This window comes from Epilithonimonas sp. 33E, assembly GCF_059372615.1.
Genome location: NZ_CM182009.1, coordinates 3,682,611 through 3,695,539, shown reverse-complemented (window position 1 = coordinate 3,695,539; position 12,929 = coordinate 3,682,611). Strand labels below are relative to the sequence as shown.

Annotated in this window: 13 protein-coding genes; 3 read left to right on the top strand and 10 right to left on the bottom strand. The window is 34.0% G+C overall.

All coding sequences use genetic code 11. The features are described from left to right. Positions 1 to 4: 4 nt before the first annotated feature. Genes AC5P2S_RS16980 through AC5P2S_RS16970 form a run of 3 tightly spaced genes read right to left on the bottom strand, consistent with a single transcriptional unit; the run spans position 5 to position 3,154 of the window. Positions 5 to 1,117, bottom strand: a complete 1,113-nt coding sequence (locus tag AC5P2S_RS16980) for a glycosyltransferase (protein WP_494555713.1) — start codon at positions 1,115 to 1,117, stop codon at positions 5 to 7. After that, on the bottom strand, positions 1,118 to 2,008 hold the full coding sequence (locus AC5P2S_RS16975; protein ID WP_494555712.1) for a hypothetical protein: 891 nt from the start codon (positions 2,006 to 2,008) through the stop codon (positions 1,118 to 1,120). Between the two features lie 9 nt (positions 2,009 to 2,017). Further along, positions 2,018 to 3,154: an NAD-dependent epimerase/dehydratase family protein gene (locus AC5P2S_RS16970; protein ID WP_494555711.1), complete on the bottom strand. Its 1,137-nt coding sequence runs from the start codon at positions 3,152 to 3,154 to the stop codon at positions 2,018 to 2,020. A gap of 100 nt (positions 3,155 to 3,254) precedes the next feature. On the opposite strand from AC5P2S_RS16970, the gene AC5P2S_RS16965 reads away from it, so the two are divergent. From AC5P2S_RS16965 to AC5P2S_RS16955, 3 genes are read left to right on the top strand one after another with little or no spacing between them, the layout of a single operon-like run. Further along, the gene (locus tag AC5P2S_RS16965) at positions 3,255 to 4,259 is read left to right on the top strand and encodes a WaaS/CpsH family glycosyltransferase (RefSeq protein WP_494555710.1); all 1,005 of its coding nucleotides are present in this window, start codon (positions 3,255 to 3,257) and stop codon (positions 4,257 to 4,259) included. After that, complete coding sequence (locus AC5P2S_RS16960) at positions 4,260 to 5,114, top strand: glycosyltransferase family A protein (RefSeq protein ID WP_494555709.1); 855 nt, start codon at positions 4,260 to 4,262, stop codon at positions 5,112 to 5,114. It begins immediately after the preceding gene. Then, on the top strand, positions 5,111 to 6,115 hold the full coding sequence (locus AC5P2S_RS16955; RefSeq protein ID WP_494555708.1) for a glycosyltransferase family 2 protein: 1,005 nt from the start codon (positions 5,111 to 5,113) through the stop codon (positions 6,113 to 6,115). Before AC5P2S_RS16960 ends, AC5P2S_RS16955 begins: the two co-directional genes overlap by 4 nt. On the opposite strand, the gene AC5P2S_RS16950 is transcribed toward AC5P2S_RS16955, so the two are convergent. The 7 genes from AC5P2S_RS16950 to AC5P2S_RS16920 are packed head-to-tail and all read right to left on the bottom strand — an operon-like array spanning position 6,112 to position 12,923. Then, entirely contained in the window at positions 6,112 to 6,930 is an 819-nt protein-coding gene (locus AC5P2S_RS16950; RefSeq protein ID WP_494555707.1) for a glycosyltransferase family 2 protein, read from the bottom strand. The two genes, AC5P2S_RS16955 and AC5P2S_RS16950, sit on opposite strands and share 4 nt — an antisense overlap. A gap of 36 nt (positions 6,931 to 6,966) precedes the next feature. Then, positions 6,967 to 8,040 (bottom strand): GDP-mannose 4,6-dehydratase, encoded by a 1,074-nt coding sequence (gmd, locus tag AC5P2S_RS16945; protein ID WP_494555706.1) that lies wholly within the window; start codon positions 8,038 to 8,040, stop codon positions 6,967 to 6,969. Beyond that, entirely contained in the window at positions 8,041 to 8,967 is a 927-nt protein-coding gene (gene fcl / locus AC5P2S_RS16940; protein WP_494555705.1) for a GDP-L-fucose synthase, read from the bottom strand. Beyond that, positions 8,967 to 9,779, bottom strand: coding sequence for a hypothetical protein (locus AC5P2S_RS16935; RefSeq protein WP_494555704.1), 813 nt, complete (start codon positions 9,777 to 9,779; stop codon positions 8,967 to 8,969). Before AC5P2S_RS16935 ends, fcl begins: the two co-directional genes overlap by 1 nt. Positions 9,780 to 9,782: 3 nt before the next feature. Continuing rightward, positions 9,783 to 10,748: a hypothetical protein gene (locus tag AC5P2S_RS16930; RefSeq protein WP_494555703.1), complete on the bottom strand. Its 966-nt coding sequence runs from the start codon at positions 10,746 to 10,748 to the stop codon at positions 9,783 to 9,785. Between the two features lies 1 nt (position 10,749). Further along, positions 10,750 to 12,033 carry an ABC transporter ATP-binding protein gene (locus AC5P2S_RS16925; RefSeq protein ID WP_494555702.1) on the bottom strand — a complete coding sequence of 428 codons (1,284 nt, stop codon included), beginning with the start codon at positions 12,031 to 12,033 and terminating at the stop codon, positions 10,750 to 10,752. A 38-nt stretch (positions 12,034 to 12,071) separates the two neighbouring features. Continuing rightward, the gene (locus AC5P2S_RS16920; RefSeq protein WP_494555701.1) at positions 12,072 to 12,923 is read right to left on the bottom strand and encodes an ABC transporter permease; all 852 of its coding nucleotides are present in this window, start codon (positions 12,921 to 12,923) and stop codon (positions 12,072 to 12,074) included. Between the last annotated feature and the right edge of the window lie 6 nt (positions 12,924 to 12,929).

The window sequence follows — 12,929 nt, the reverse complement described above, 5'->3', positions numbered from 1 at the left end:
AATATTACAATACTTTTTTAATATGTTCGATGGTTATTTTATTATCCATCCATTGCAGATAATCAGATTTGACTTTTACCGACATTGCTTTTAAAAGATCTCGATTATCATAAAGATTGATGATTTTATTTTCCAGCTCTTCAACATCACGATTAATTAGAAATCCATTTTCATTATCTTTTATTCCCATTAGAGGTAGACCTACTTTGGTAGAGATACAGGGCACACCGGACAAACAGGCTTCTGCATACATCGATGGTCCAGAATCCGCATCAGAAGCAACAATTACGACATCCACATCCTGATAGAATGTAAAAAGATCCTGATATGGACCGGAAAATTTGGTCTTTAACCGAATATCTCTTCCTGTTTTTTTTGCATTTTCTATGGCGGGGACAATATATTCTTCAAAACCTTTCATTGTTCTGGTTGGATTTCCTGTCCAGCCAACGGTTAGAAAAGGATTTTTGCCAACATTTTTATTCTCAACAAAGTTTTCTTGTCCATAGATACCGTAAACAAAATCTACTTTGTCCGTCAGTTTTTTATAACGCGTTAGCAGGTTACCACCGCCAACGATGAGGTGATCATAAGGTTTTATATATTTTTCGAAAAACTCTTCCTGATTCAGACGACTTCTGTCGATATTGTTTTTTAAGTCGTTTGAAGGACCTTCGTGTGGAAATTTGTCAGTGAAAATCCCAACAATATTTTTTTTTGCAGAGAACGGAAATTTTGCCATATATTGAAAGTAATAGGCCATTTCGATTTTTATATCAAAATTTTTCTTTGCCGTTAGTTCCTTGTTAAGATCAGTTTTATATTGATAAACTTTATCAGAAATATACCTGGGGTAATAGTATTTTCTACTTTTATTTAGAAAATAAACAGCTTCGTTTTTCTTAATTAATTTGAAAACTAAAAATTTGAGATAACTTTTAAAGTTGAAAATAAATTGAAATAATTTGCCTTTTGAATTGTTTTTTTTAATAGAATAATCATCATCGTAAGCTATAAAACAATCATAATCTTTTTGCAAAAACGGAAGCCAGGCTTTGATCATAAACTCATAAGCCCAATCTGGTCTGTCAGCAATAAAAAGAATTGTTTTTTTCATCTAGCCTTTAAATTTTACATTATAATAATCAGCAACTTGAGTGTGACCAACATGCAATATTACTTCGTTTCCTATACCAACATCAGCACCACAAACACAAAACTCGGCTGGTAAAAGATAAGGTGAAGAGTGGGTTTCTACAGCAGCTTTCCACATCACAAGAGAAGCTCTGGAAGGTTCTTTTATCATAATCTCACAACACTTTTCGAAGAATGCTTTCCCATTTTCTGAGTCTTTCCAAAGTGTCATCGGGCTTTGGTTGTAAGAATGTCCGAAACCACTACTTTCGTCGGTGATTTTTCTGGCATCCAGAGATGTTTCCATATCTCTTTTCAGAAGGTTTCTTGGTGTGTATGGCGCACAAAATCCAAATATCTTTGTAAGAAAAACCAAACTGTAAATATCTGGTGAAACCACAAACATATCGGAGTCAACAACACAGCGGAAGTCTGCCTCCGACTCCGCAAGAGATTTGAATTTAAAATAATCTGCAGTCCTGTAGAGATACCTTGGATGTTCTTTTTCCGGAACAGGAGATGTTACTTTTTTAAGATTAACTCCTTCGATCTCCAAATCAAAATCAGAATAAACCGTGAATTTTGCATTTGGGAAATAGTGTCTGATTGTTGAAAGAGAAGGTTCCAATCTGTTTTCCAAATTAAATTCTGATCCGCCAGCATTGACACGATTTTCTCCAAATTCAGAAAACAAAAACTCGATGGAAATAGATTCTAGAAAAGATTTAATGTCTTGATTGTCAATTTTATAATCAGGGAGTTTGTCTATGGAAAGTGATGTTTCAGAAGTCGGTTTGTTGTCAGGAAAAGTTTTCTTTTTTCCCAGAAGAACGGCCATTGCCTCTCGACATCTCCAAATTAATGTTCCGATCATTTCTTGATTTTATTTGAATAATCCTTTCGCTTTCATCTCATCCAAAGAGTCATTCAATTTATTTTCCTGAATGTCCTGCTGTAAAACCCAATCTGTAAATTGTTTAATTCCTTTTTTAAAATCAAATTTTGGTTCGAAGCCAAGCTTGGATTTTATTTTTGTAAGGTCTGCAAAATTATGCCTGATATCTCCTAACCGAAAATTTCCGGTAATGGTTACAGGCACATCAATCCCATAAGAGACAATCAGAGTTTTAGCAACAGTCATTACATCAGTAGCAACACCTGTTCCGACATTGAAAACTTCTCCATTGGCATTGTCATTTTCTATTCCGGCGATGGTTGCATCCACAACATCATCAATAAAAACAAAATCACGGGATTCTTTTCCGTCTTCAAAGATTTTGATATCGTCATGATTTCTTATTTGGTTAGAAAAAATGGACAAAATCCCGGTGTAAGGATTCGACAAAGATTGTCCCGGACCATAAACATTCTGATACCTGAATGCAACCGGAGCAATTCCAATCGTAGGACAAACTGCCATAATCATTTGCTCCTGATTCTGCTTTGTAATTCCATAAACAGACGAAGGGTGAATCTTAGAATCCTCAGATGTTGGTAATAGCTTAAGCGTCTGATTGTCTTTGTATCTAACTTCAAAATTTCCCGCCAACATTTCTTTTTCGGTTCTGTGAGAAGGATAAACCACTCCCAATTCCGGATGCTCATATTTTCCTTCACCGTAAATTGAGCGAGAAGATGCAATAATCACTTTTTTGACTGAATTTTTTTGATTCACCAAAATATCTAGCATCAAAGCTGTTCCCTGGACATTCACCTCAGTATATTTTTCGATGCAATACATAGATTGTCCTGTGCCGGTTTCTGCAGCATAATGAACAATTGCATCTTGTCCTTCAATCGATTTTTCAAGATCTTCACGGGATGTTACGGTTCCTTTGATAAATCGGACTTTATCCTTGATACTTTTATAAAGAGGGGAAGTGTTTTCGGGATCTGAACCATGAATCTGCTCAGACAGATTGTCAAGAACAGTGATTATGTAGCCTCTGCTGGTTAATTTGAGAACAAGATTGCTTCCGATAAATCCTGCGCCGCCTGTTATTAATATTTTTTTTATCATTTGTGAAAGTTCTTTAATAAAGAAAATTTTCAATTTGTAAAAGTACAAAAAAACCATAATTTAGCGGAAAATATTATCAGAACCGTGTTAAATTTGATTAATGAAGATATTATACGTCAATAAAAATCTTAATCTTTCGAAACCGATCGTAGATCAGTTGATCAGAATGGGTTTCGAGGTCGATGTTTTGATAGAAAATTTGCCTCAAGCTCTTGATAAATCTGCATTGGTTCATAAAATCGGAAATATTTTTTCAAGATTAATCTTGAAAGACAAAAATTATTTCATCAAAAAAGAAAAACAGCTTTTTGAAAAATTCGCTGAAAAACAATTGAAGAACAAAACTTATGACATTGCTTTTTTTATAAGAGCGGATATGTATTCTGAAAAGCTTATCAAAAGAGTCAGAAAGCAGTCTGAAAAAATGGTAAGTTACCAATGGGACGGCGTAGATATGTATCCCAAAATTCTTGATTACTACAAATATTTTGACAGAAGACTGGTTTTTGATGGCAATGATATCAGAAAATACTCACAGTACAATCTTCTTCCTTTGCCGATCTATCATTATACTGAAAATATTTTTCACGATCCGGCAAAAGAAGAATTTGATCTTTTTTATGTTGGAGTAGGATTGGATGAGCGTATAAAATGGGCTTATAATATCGAAGATTATTCTAAAGAAAATGATCTGAAATTTAAGGCTATTTTGACAATTCCGGAATTCAGAGAAGAAAAGAAAACGAAATCGGTAAGTTTGCGGCATAAAGGAATCTCTTTAGCCGAGAACGAAAAATATACTGAGAAAGCAAAAGCGGTTGTAGATTTCAAAATGAGTACGCATAATGGTGTTGCTTTCCGATTTTTCGAATGCCTGAATCAGGAGCAGAAATTTGTTTCCAATAACCATAATCTTAAAGATTACGACTTTTATCATCCGGATAATATTTTCATCACAGACTTTGAAAATTTTACGGGATTAAAAGAATTTCTACAAAAACCGTATCATAAAATTGACAGGAAAATAGTTGAAAAATATGGTATTAAAAACTGGCTGAAATATGCTTTGGATTACGGAGATTATGAACCTATAAATTTGCCTTAGATGACAAAGTTTCTTACTGTTTTTACACCTACGTTCAATAGGGCTTATATTCTTTCAAAGCTTTATAACAGTCTTAAAAATCAGAGCAATAAAAACTTTATTTGGCTGATTGTGGATGACGGTTCTTCTGACGAAACTAAAACTTTAGTCCAGAAGTTTCAGGATGAAAATCAAATCGAAATTCATTATATTTTTCAGGAAAATAAAGGAAAGCATGTTGCCGTGAACAACGGACTGAGAAATACAAAAACTGAGTTTTTCTGTGTAATAGACAGTGATGATTATCTGGCAGTAAATGCAGTTGACGAAATGGAACGTCTTTCCCATAAAATCGGGAATAATGATCAGATTGCAGCGTTTACATTTATCCATTTTTCAGGAAAAAATACTGTTGATATCGATTCATTTGGTGAAAAAGAATGGCTTGTATCAGGGAGAGCAGAATATGAATGGGAATTTCCTGGAGAAATGGTGTATTGTTTCAAGACAAAAATTCATAAAAAATTTTTGTTTCCGGAGTTTGAAGGAGAAAAGTTTTGCCAGGAATCTCTGGTTTTTAGAAGAATTGAAAGGAAATATTGCATATTATTCACGAATAAGATTTTGGCTTTTGGAGATTATCTTGAGGATGGATTATCTAATGATTTTTACAAATTACTTTTGAAGAACCCCCAAGGATCATTGCTCAATATTAAAGAGCGTTTTCAAGATAAATTATCCCAAGAAGAAAGATTGAATCTTGCGAAAACCTATTGGGATATCGCATCCAAAACCAACAGACCTTTCACAGAAAAATTCTTTGGAATCAATCCATTCTCAATATTGAAAGTATTGTTTGATAAATACAAAAAATGAAAAAAGTATCCATAGTTATACCGGTTTATAATGCCGGCAATTATATATTACGATGTCTCGATTCTATTAAAATTCAGAGTTATAAAAACTTTGAAATTATTCTTGTTAATGACAGGAGTACAGATAATACATTAGAAATATTGAATCAATATAAAGCACAAAATATCAATCATGATATCACAATATTTACAAATGATAAAAATTCTGGGCCTAGTGTCAGTAGAAATATTGGGATTGAAATGTCAAAGGGGGATTATATTTTTTTTATTGATGCTGATGATGATTTGGTAGGAGATTCTGCATTACAGAGCTTTATTGATAAAACGAAGGATAACCCCGATATAGTCATAGGGGAAAATTTTTTTTATGTAAATGATGTTCTCACCAATAGCAAGTATCATACACTTGAAAATAAAAAGGAAACATATTGTGACAATGAAATTTTGGACGGGTTTTTCTCTACAGAATGGGCTTCAACTGTATGGAATAAATTATATGATATTAATTTTATAAGAGAAAATAATCTAAAGTTTCCAGACGGATTGCTTCACGAAGATGAATTATGGGTGTTTCAGTTTTCGGCACTTGCAAAAAAAATTACTTTTCTGAATAAAAAAACTTATAATTATTATTATTCCAATACAGGATCCATTACAGCTGGTGTGGGATTAAAAAACCTTTATGACAATAAGGAAATTCTAAAAGAAAAATTGAAATTTTCTAAAGAAAAAAAATTATATGATATTAATGACAGAACAGAACTATATATCAGATTTTTTGCAAAAAAGATTTTGTTGTCTAGAGCTGTAAGTTTTGGATATAAGATTTTTAAAAACTTCTATAAGGATTTGAAAAATGATTTTGATAAAGATTTTCCTAAAGATGATGAGTTCAATTTGCACCCTTTACTAGCCTACATTCTTTATAGAGTAAAGTTTGATAAAGATTTTTTCTTGTACGGCAAGTTTCCAAAGTATGTAAACCCGCTTTTGAAAATCTAATCGATATATTTTCTTTCGTAATTTCTTTTTCTATAAATTAAGCCATAGATTTTGTCCTTGAATTGTCTCAGCATTGTTCCTGGTTTCCCATTGTAGAATTTGGAATATTCATCAAAATATTTTGCCATATTTTGGATTTCTTCGGAAACGTTTTCCGCCAGATATTTTTTTTGTTCAGAGAAACTCAAATCCGTATTGGTGTTACTGATGCCGGTTTTTTCGAAGATGCTGATAAATTCGTTAACATACTTCTGAGAAATATTATGATGAATGAACAAATCCATCATAAAAGTCCAGTCAGAAGCAATTCTATTGTTTTCATCATACATGCCGTACTTATCGAAAAGTTCTTTTTTAAAAAACGCTGACTGATGACAAATCGGTTCTTTTAAAAGACTTCCGATAGTTATTCTGGATGGGATTCTATATTCATATTTTTTACGGTTTTCCAGTTCATAATATGCATTTCCGTAAACGATATCTTCATTATTAAAATGAGGTGCAATGCTTTCCAGAATTTCTGAAGAAGAAAACCTGTCCCCGCTATTCATAAAAATCAAGTATTCTCCTTTAGCATTTGCAATCCCTTTATTCATGGCGTTGTAGATCCCTTTGTCGGGCTCACTGATCCAGAAATTGATTTGCGAAGAATAGGATTCTAATAATTCTTTACTGCCATCAGTGGAATTTCCATCAATAATTATGAACTCAAAATTTTTAAAAGTTTGATTAATAACGCTTTTTATTGTTTCCTCCAAACCAAATCGGTTGTTGTAAGCAACTGTAATGACAGAAATCAAAGGACGATTTTCCATAAAATTATTAAAACTGTTTAAAACGAGAGCTTTGATCTACATTATTTTCAGATCTTCCTGCATCATTTCTTTCACGAGGCCTGCAAGATCATATTTTGGTTCCCAACCGAGTTTTGTTTTTGATTTTGTAGGATCTCCAATTAAAAGATCAACTTCTGTCGGACGGTAATATTGAGGATCGATTTTCACAACAACCTTTCCGGCCTCCAATTGATAATCCGGATGATTGCATTTGGCCACTTTTGCCACTTCGTTTTCATTTTTACCTTCAAATGTCAATTCGATACCAGCCTCTGCAAAAGCCATTCTTACAAAATCTCTTACATAAGTCGTTTTTCCGGTTGCAATGACATAATCTTCCGCTACATCCTGCTGCAGAATTCTCCACATGGCTTCTACATAGTCTTTGGCGTGTCCCCAGTCTCTTTGAGCATCAAGGTTACCAAGATATAAAACCTCCTGTTTTCCTTTTGCAATTGCAGCCGCTGCCATTGTAATTTTTCTGGTTACGAATGTTTCGCCTCTTCTCGGGGATTCGTGGTTGAAAAGAATGCCGTTGCAGGCATACATATTATAAGCTTCGCGGTAATTCTTGGTGATCCAGAATCCGTAGATCTTTGCAACACCATAAGGCGAACGCGGATAGAAAGGAGAATTCTCATCATAAAAACCGGCAGAATTTTTATTTTCCTCCAAACCGCCATAGAGTTCTGAAGTCGACGCCTGATAGATTCTGGTTTTCTTTTCCAAACCCAGAATTCTTACAGCTTCCAGAATTCTCAACGTTCCGATTCCGTCAACATTGGCTACATATTCCGGAGAGTCAAATGAAACTTTCACATGTGACATTGCACCAAGATTGTAGATCTCATCTGGCTGAACTTCCTGGATGATTCTGATAATATTGGTAGAATCTGTCAGGTCGCCGTAATGCAGTTTAAAATTAACGTGGCTCTCATGCTGATCTACATACAGGTGATCAATCCTTTGCGTATTAAATGAAGAAGCTCTTCTTTTGATCCCGTGAACTTTATAGCCTTTTTCTAAAAGCAGTTCTGCCAAATAAGAACCGTCCTGTCCTGTTACTCCTGTTATTAATGCCGTTTTCATTTAGTAGTTTTTGAATTTTTTTTCATAAACGTCTCTGATACCTTCTTCCAAACCTATTTTTGCTTTCCAACCCATTGCATTGATTTTGGAAACATCCATCAACTTTCGTGGTGTTCCGTCCGGTTTTGAAGTATCCCAAACAAGATTACCTTCGTAACCGACAATTTTCTTTACCAATAAAGCTAAATCCTTGATGCTGATGTCTTCTCCAATTCCCACGTTCACGTGTCCGAAATCATCATAATTCTGCATCAGAAAGATACAAGCTTCTGCAAGATCATCGGAGTGTAAAAATTCGCGAAGTGGAGTTCCTGTTCCCCAAACAACAACCTCGGGATGATTCTGTTCTTTCGCTTCGTGGAATTTTCTCAACAAAGCCGGTAAAACGTGAGAGTTATTCAAATCATAATTATCATTCGGTCCATACATATTGGTTGGCATCGCCGAAATGAAATTAGAATTGTATTGGCTCCTGTAGGCATCGCACATTTTGATTCCTGCAATTTTAGCAATCGCATAAGGTTCGTTTGTCGGTTCCAAAGTTCCTGTAAGAAGAGAGTCTTCTTTCAAAGGTTGAGGTGCCATTTTTGGGTAAATACAACTTGATCCTAAGAACAGTAATTTTTTCACATTATTGACATGAGCCTGATGAATCACATTATTCTGGATCATCATATTGTCATAGAGAAACTCTGCTCTGTAAGTATTATTAGCCTGAATTCCGCCAACTTTTGCTGCTGCCAGGAATACATATTCTGGTTTTTCCTGTGCGAAAAAATCTGCAGTCTGGTTATAATCTCTCAAATCAACCTCATTGGAAGTCCTTGTAATAAGATTGGTAAAGCCCTGTTTTTCCAATGCTCTTAAAATGGCGCTTCCTACAAGTCCACGATGACCAGCTACGTATATTTTGGAATTCTTTTCCATTATTTTTTTATTCTGTAATAAAGTTTTTTTAATTGTGTTTTAAAATCACTTTCGGAAACTTTGTCCAATCTTCTACTTGCTTTTAGGATTTGATTTGGATAATCACCTTCGCTCATTTCATCTTTGACCCTAATATTTATTTTATCCTCGTAAAATCGAACAATTATTGATAGAACTGATTGATCGTGACGATGAGATGAAAAGTCGGATTCTTGTTTTTCACAAAGTAATGGGTCTGCTACTAAATCTGGACGAAAGACCATGACATCTAACCATTGTTTTATTAGCATCATTGTATCAGGTGTTTTCTTTACAATAATGAATCCCGCCATTAATTTGTTTTTTTCCAACCATGCATTGTTATCAAAAATTGGAAGAAATGCTTCTTTAAGACTTTTTTTAATCCAATATTTAAGTTTGGGACTGTCGTTAAAAATAGGATTAAATTTGCTAAAAGCATAGTCCTTGTTTTCACTATATTGGTAGAAGATGGCATCCGTATGATTCAGGATTTCGAATTCTATCTTCCAGCCCTCCGGGTTTTTTAATTCATTTCCAGAATCTGAATAAACTAAAATATCTCCTTCATTCAATTTTGAAAGACTGTCATATATAACATAAGCTTTCCATAACCAGTAGCCACCTTTTTTTTTATCTAAAAATAAAGGCGAAGATTGTATGGATAAGGGTAAGTCTTCGAAATCATAGCGCTGTGTCTCATCGAATATATTTAACGATTTAGCTTCTTCAATAATTCTTTTGGCAGAATGGACAAAAGCATTGCTTCCATATGTTATGAATTTTTTTTTCATACATCACCAATACGTAGAACCTTCAACTTTTTCTGAATTATTTGGTTTTTCTGACTCCAGAGGACGAACCCAATAATCATTTTTGAAAGTGAAATTTTTTTTATATATATCAGCTGATTCCCATCTCTTACCAATAATACCAAATAAAAGTTGTGTTGCCCCCCCTAAATGTACTGCTTTTTTTCCTATTCTTTTTACATGTGCGGCTAATGAAAACCCATAAGCACCACATCCAATGATGGCTATATCAAAATCTGTTTTATTGATTTCATTCTTCATATACTCCAAAGCCTCAAACCAATCATTGAAAGTATCATGATTATTGCCAGCAACAGTTTGTACAGCTTTGATAGTTTTAAGCTCGAACTCTGGTAGAACATCGGGATTTTCAAATAGTTTTTCCCGATTTTTATATTGGTTTATTATACTTTCTTCAAAAGGATGAATTACTAAAACCTTTTTTCCTTTTAATGCTCTGCTCCAAGGATTTTTATGATAATAAGGTTCTAAATCCAAAAGAGGAATAGTTTTTACATTTTTAGGTTTTTTAATCCTTCTTTCCCGAGTCTGCCATGCACCTAAAACATCCAGTTCTTTAATGTCATTTAGAAACAGCTTGCAAAATTTGATAATGTTTTTTCTGTCATTCGGATAAAATCCGGAATAAACTGACATCCATATTCTGTATTGTTCATCCCAAGAAAAACGATCTATTTTATTGATAATATATAAAATTGGTCTTATTATGACAAGTGTTTGCATATCTAAATAATTGCTGAGAGTACCTAACTCAGTACCGCCATATCTTGCAATCATAACAGGTTTATTAGAAACAAGATGTTCATATACTAAGTCAGAAGCTTCTTGCCCTGAAAAATCAACTGGTGGAGGAGAAAAAAGATTCTCATCCAAAGGAATTCCATTTCTCGTTGCGTAAGAACGGCGTAATCTTTTAAGGAATTTTTTCATCTTATTCAATTTTTGACCATTCTAAAATAGGCATTATAGAACCAACTCTACCCTCTCCGGTAATTAATACAGGGCTGCATGTATCAAGTATTGTGAATTGTAAATCTTTTTGAGTATCATCTAAACCCTTAATCTTAGGAATTACAATTGTTGCATTTGCGATGTAGGTTCCTTCTCTCAAATAATCCATAGGTAATGGAATTCTATATTTGTGGAGGCCTTTTTCAAATAGATGATTATGATGCTCTTGTGGAAATATGTCTTTAAAACAACTTCTGAAAATTGGCCCGTATTCCAAATGTTCAATCATAAAGCTTACATCATATCCCTTACTTGGTTCAAAAATTTCAAACTCAATTTCCATAAAATTTTGTTTGCTATTTTCTATATCTGACGCTATCTCTTTATTTTGATTGAGAATTCTCAGAGCTCTTATTTTTGCAATTTTATTTGTAACTATGCTATAATCTGTAACTTCCCCTACACCACTTTCGTTTACCTTAAGGTAATCTTGTATAACCTTGGACGTTGGCCCTATGCTATTTATTTGGCCACTTTTTAGTAATATAGAATTTCTGCAGAGAGAATTAACAACACCCATATTATGACTTACAAAAAGGACGGTTCTGCCTTCTCCCGAATTTACTTGATCCATCTTGCCAAGACATTTTTTTTGGAATTCAATATCTCCAACAGCCAAAACCTCGTCAACAATCAAAATCTCTGATTCCAAATGTGCCGCAACAGCAAATGCGAGACGCACGTACATTCCCGAACTATACCTTTTTACCGGTGTGTCTATATATTTTTCTACGCCTGAGAAATCTACTATTTCATCGAATTTTCTCGTGATTTCTTTTCTCGTCATTCCGAGAATTGCGCCATTCAGGAAAACATTTTCGCGGCCCGTCATTTCAGGATGAAAGCCCGTTCCCACTTCTAATAATGAAGCAATTCTTCCATTGGTATATATTTTCCCAGTCGTGGGTTTAGTGACCTTACTCAACAATTTTAATAGAGTCGATTTTCCGGCACCATTTTTACCAATAATACCAACAGCATCTCCTTGTTCTATTTCAAAATTAATATCTTTTAGAGACCATACATAATCACTTGTCCCTTTTACTGTTCTGTCATTGACTTCCCCAATTCTTAAGTACGGATCTTCTTTTCCTCTTACCTTATGCCAAAAACGATTGAGGTCATGAGATAAAGTACCTGTTCCAACTTGGCCAAGGCGATATTGTTTAGAAATATCTTCTGCTTTTATTGCGATAGATTTCATTTTGTGTTTCAAGATTATAAGAACAAAAATAGATTAAATTATACGGTGTCCATAAAATCTTTTTCAACCTTATTGAAAATTACGGTTCCGATTGCCAAAACAGCAAAAATAATGATGGTACTTATTAATAACATCATTGGACTGAAATCTCCAACTCCCAACCACGCATATTTGAAACATTCAAAAATCCCTGTTAATGGATTGTAAAATGCTATCGTCTTGAAAATTCCTTTCAAACTGGAGGCAGGATAGATTACCGGAGTTGCATACATATACAAACTGATCCCGAAGCTTAGAAGCATTTGAAGATCCCGATATTTGGTTGTTAAAGAAGAGAATATCATTCCTAATCCCAATGCGAAGATTGCCATCAGAGCAATTAAAAAAGGCGTTGCAATTATCCACCAATTAGGTTGCACTTCTCCAATAAATAGGTAATAAATGAATACTGCTAAGAATAGTAACATTTGAACACCTAATCTCATCAGATTTGAGAAAACAATTGAAATTGGCATTACCAAGCGAGGAAAATATACTTTACCAAATATTCCAGCATTAGCAGTAAAAACATTGGATGTTGATGATAAACAATTGGAGAAGTAATTCCATAAAGTAATTCCAGCGAGATAAAACAAAATTTTAGGAGCTCCGTCTGTTGATAATTTAGCAATATTCCCAAATACAATTAGATAAACAATAGTTGTAAAAATGGGATTGATAAAAAACCAAATTGGTCCCAGAATAGTCTGCTTAAAGCTGGAGACAAAATCTCTTTTAACGAACATGTAAACCAAATCCTTGTAGCGCCAAACTTCTTTCAGATTAAGATCGAAAAGAGAATGACTGGATTCTATCGTTTCTGTCCATTGATGTTTATGAGAATCACTCATTTGTGC

Bases quoted from the DNA above. Each gene is read 5' to 3' on its own strand.
- fcl (WP_494555705.1), bottom strand. From the start codon at position 8,967: ATGGAAAAGAATTCCAAAATATACGTAGCTGGTCATCGTGGACTTGTA.
- AC5P2S_RS16965 (WP_494555710.1), top strand. From the start codon at position 3,255: ATGAAGATATTATACGTCAATAAAAATCTTAATCTTTCGAAACCGATC.
- AC5P2S_RS16920 (WP_494555701.1), bottom strand. From the start codon at position 12,923: ATGAGTGATTCTCATAAACATCAATGGACAGAAACGATAGAATCCAGT.
- AC5P2S_RS16935 (WP_494555704.1), bottom strand. From the start codon at position 9,779: ATGAAAAAAAAATTCATAACATATGGAAGCAATGCTTTTGTCCATTCT.
- AC5P2S_RS16955 (WP_494555708.1), top strand. From the start codon at position 5,111: ATGAAAAAAGTATCCATAGTTATACCGGTTTATAATGCCGGCAATTAT.
- AC5P2S_RS16925 (WP_494555702.1), bottom strand. From the start codon at position 12,033: ATGAAATCTATCGCAATAAAAGCAGAAGATATTTCTAAACAATATCGC.
- AC5P2S_RS16960 (WP_494555709.1), top strand. From the start codon at position 4,260: ATGACAAAGTTTCTTACTGTTTTTACACCTACGTTCAATAGGGCTTAT.
- AC5P2S_RS16950 (WP_494555707.1), bottom strand. From the start codon at position 6,930: ATGGAAAATCGTCCTTTGATTTCTGTCATTACAGTTGCTTACAACAAC.
- AC5P2S_RS16980 (WP_494555713.1), bottom strand. From the start codon at position 1,117: ATGAAAAAAACAATTCTTTTTATTGCTGACAGACCAGATTGGGCTTAT.
- AC5P2S_RS16975 (WP_494555712.1), bottom strand. From the start codon at position 2,008: ATGATCGGAACATTAATTTGGAGATGTCGAGAGGCAATGGCCGTTCTT.
- gmd (WP_494555706.1), bottom strand. From the start codon at position 8,040: ATGAAAACGGCATTAATAACAGGAGTAACAGGACAGGACGGTTCTTAT.
- AC5P2S_RS16970 (WP_494555711.1), bottom strand. From the start codon at position 3,154: ATGATAAAAAAAATATTAATAACAGGCGGCGCAGGATTTATCGGAAGC.
- AC5P2S_RS16930 (WP_494555703.1), bottom strand. From the start codon at position 10,748: ATGAAAAAATTCCTTAAAAGATTACGCCGTTCTTACGCAACGAGAAAT.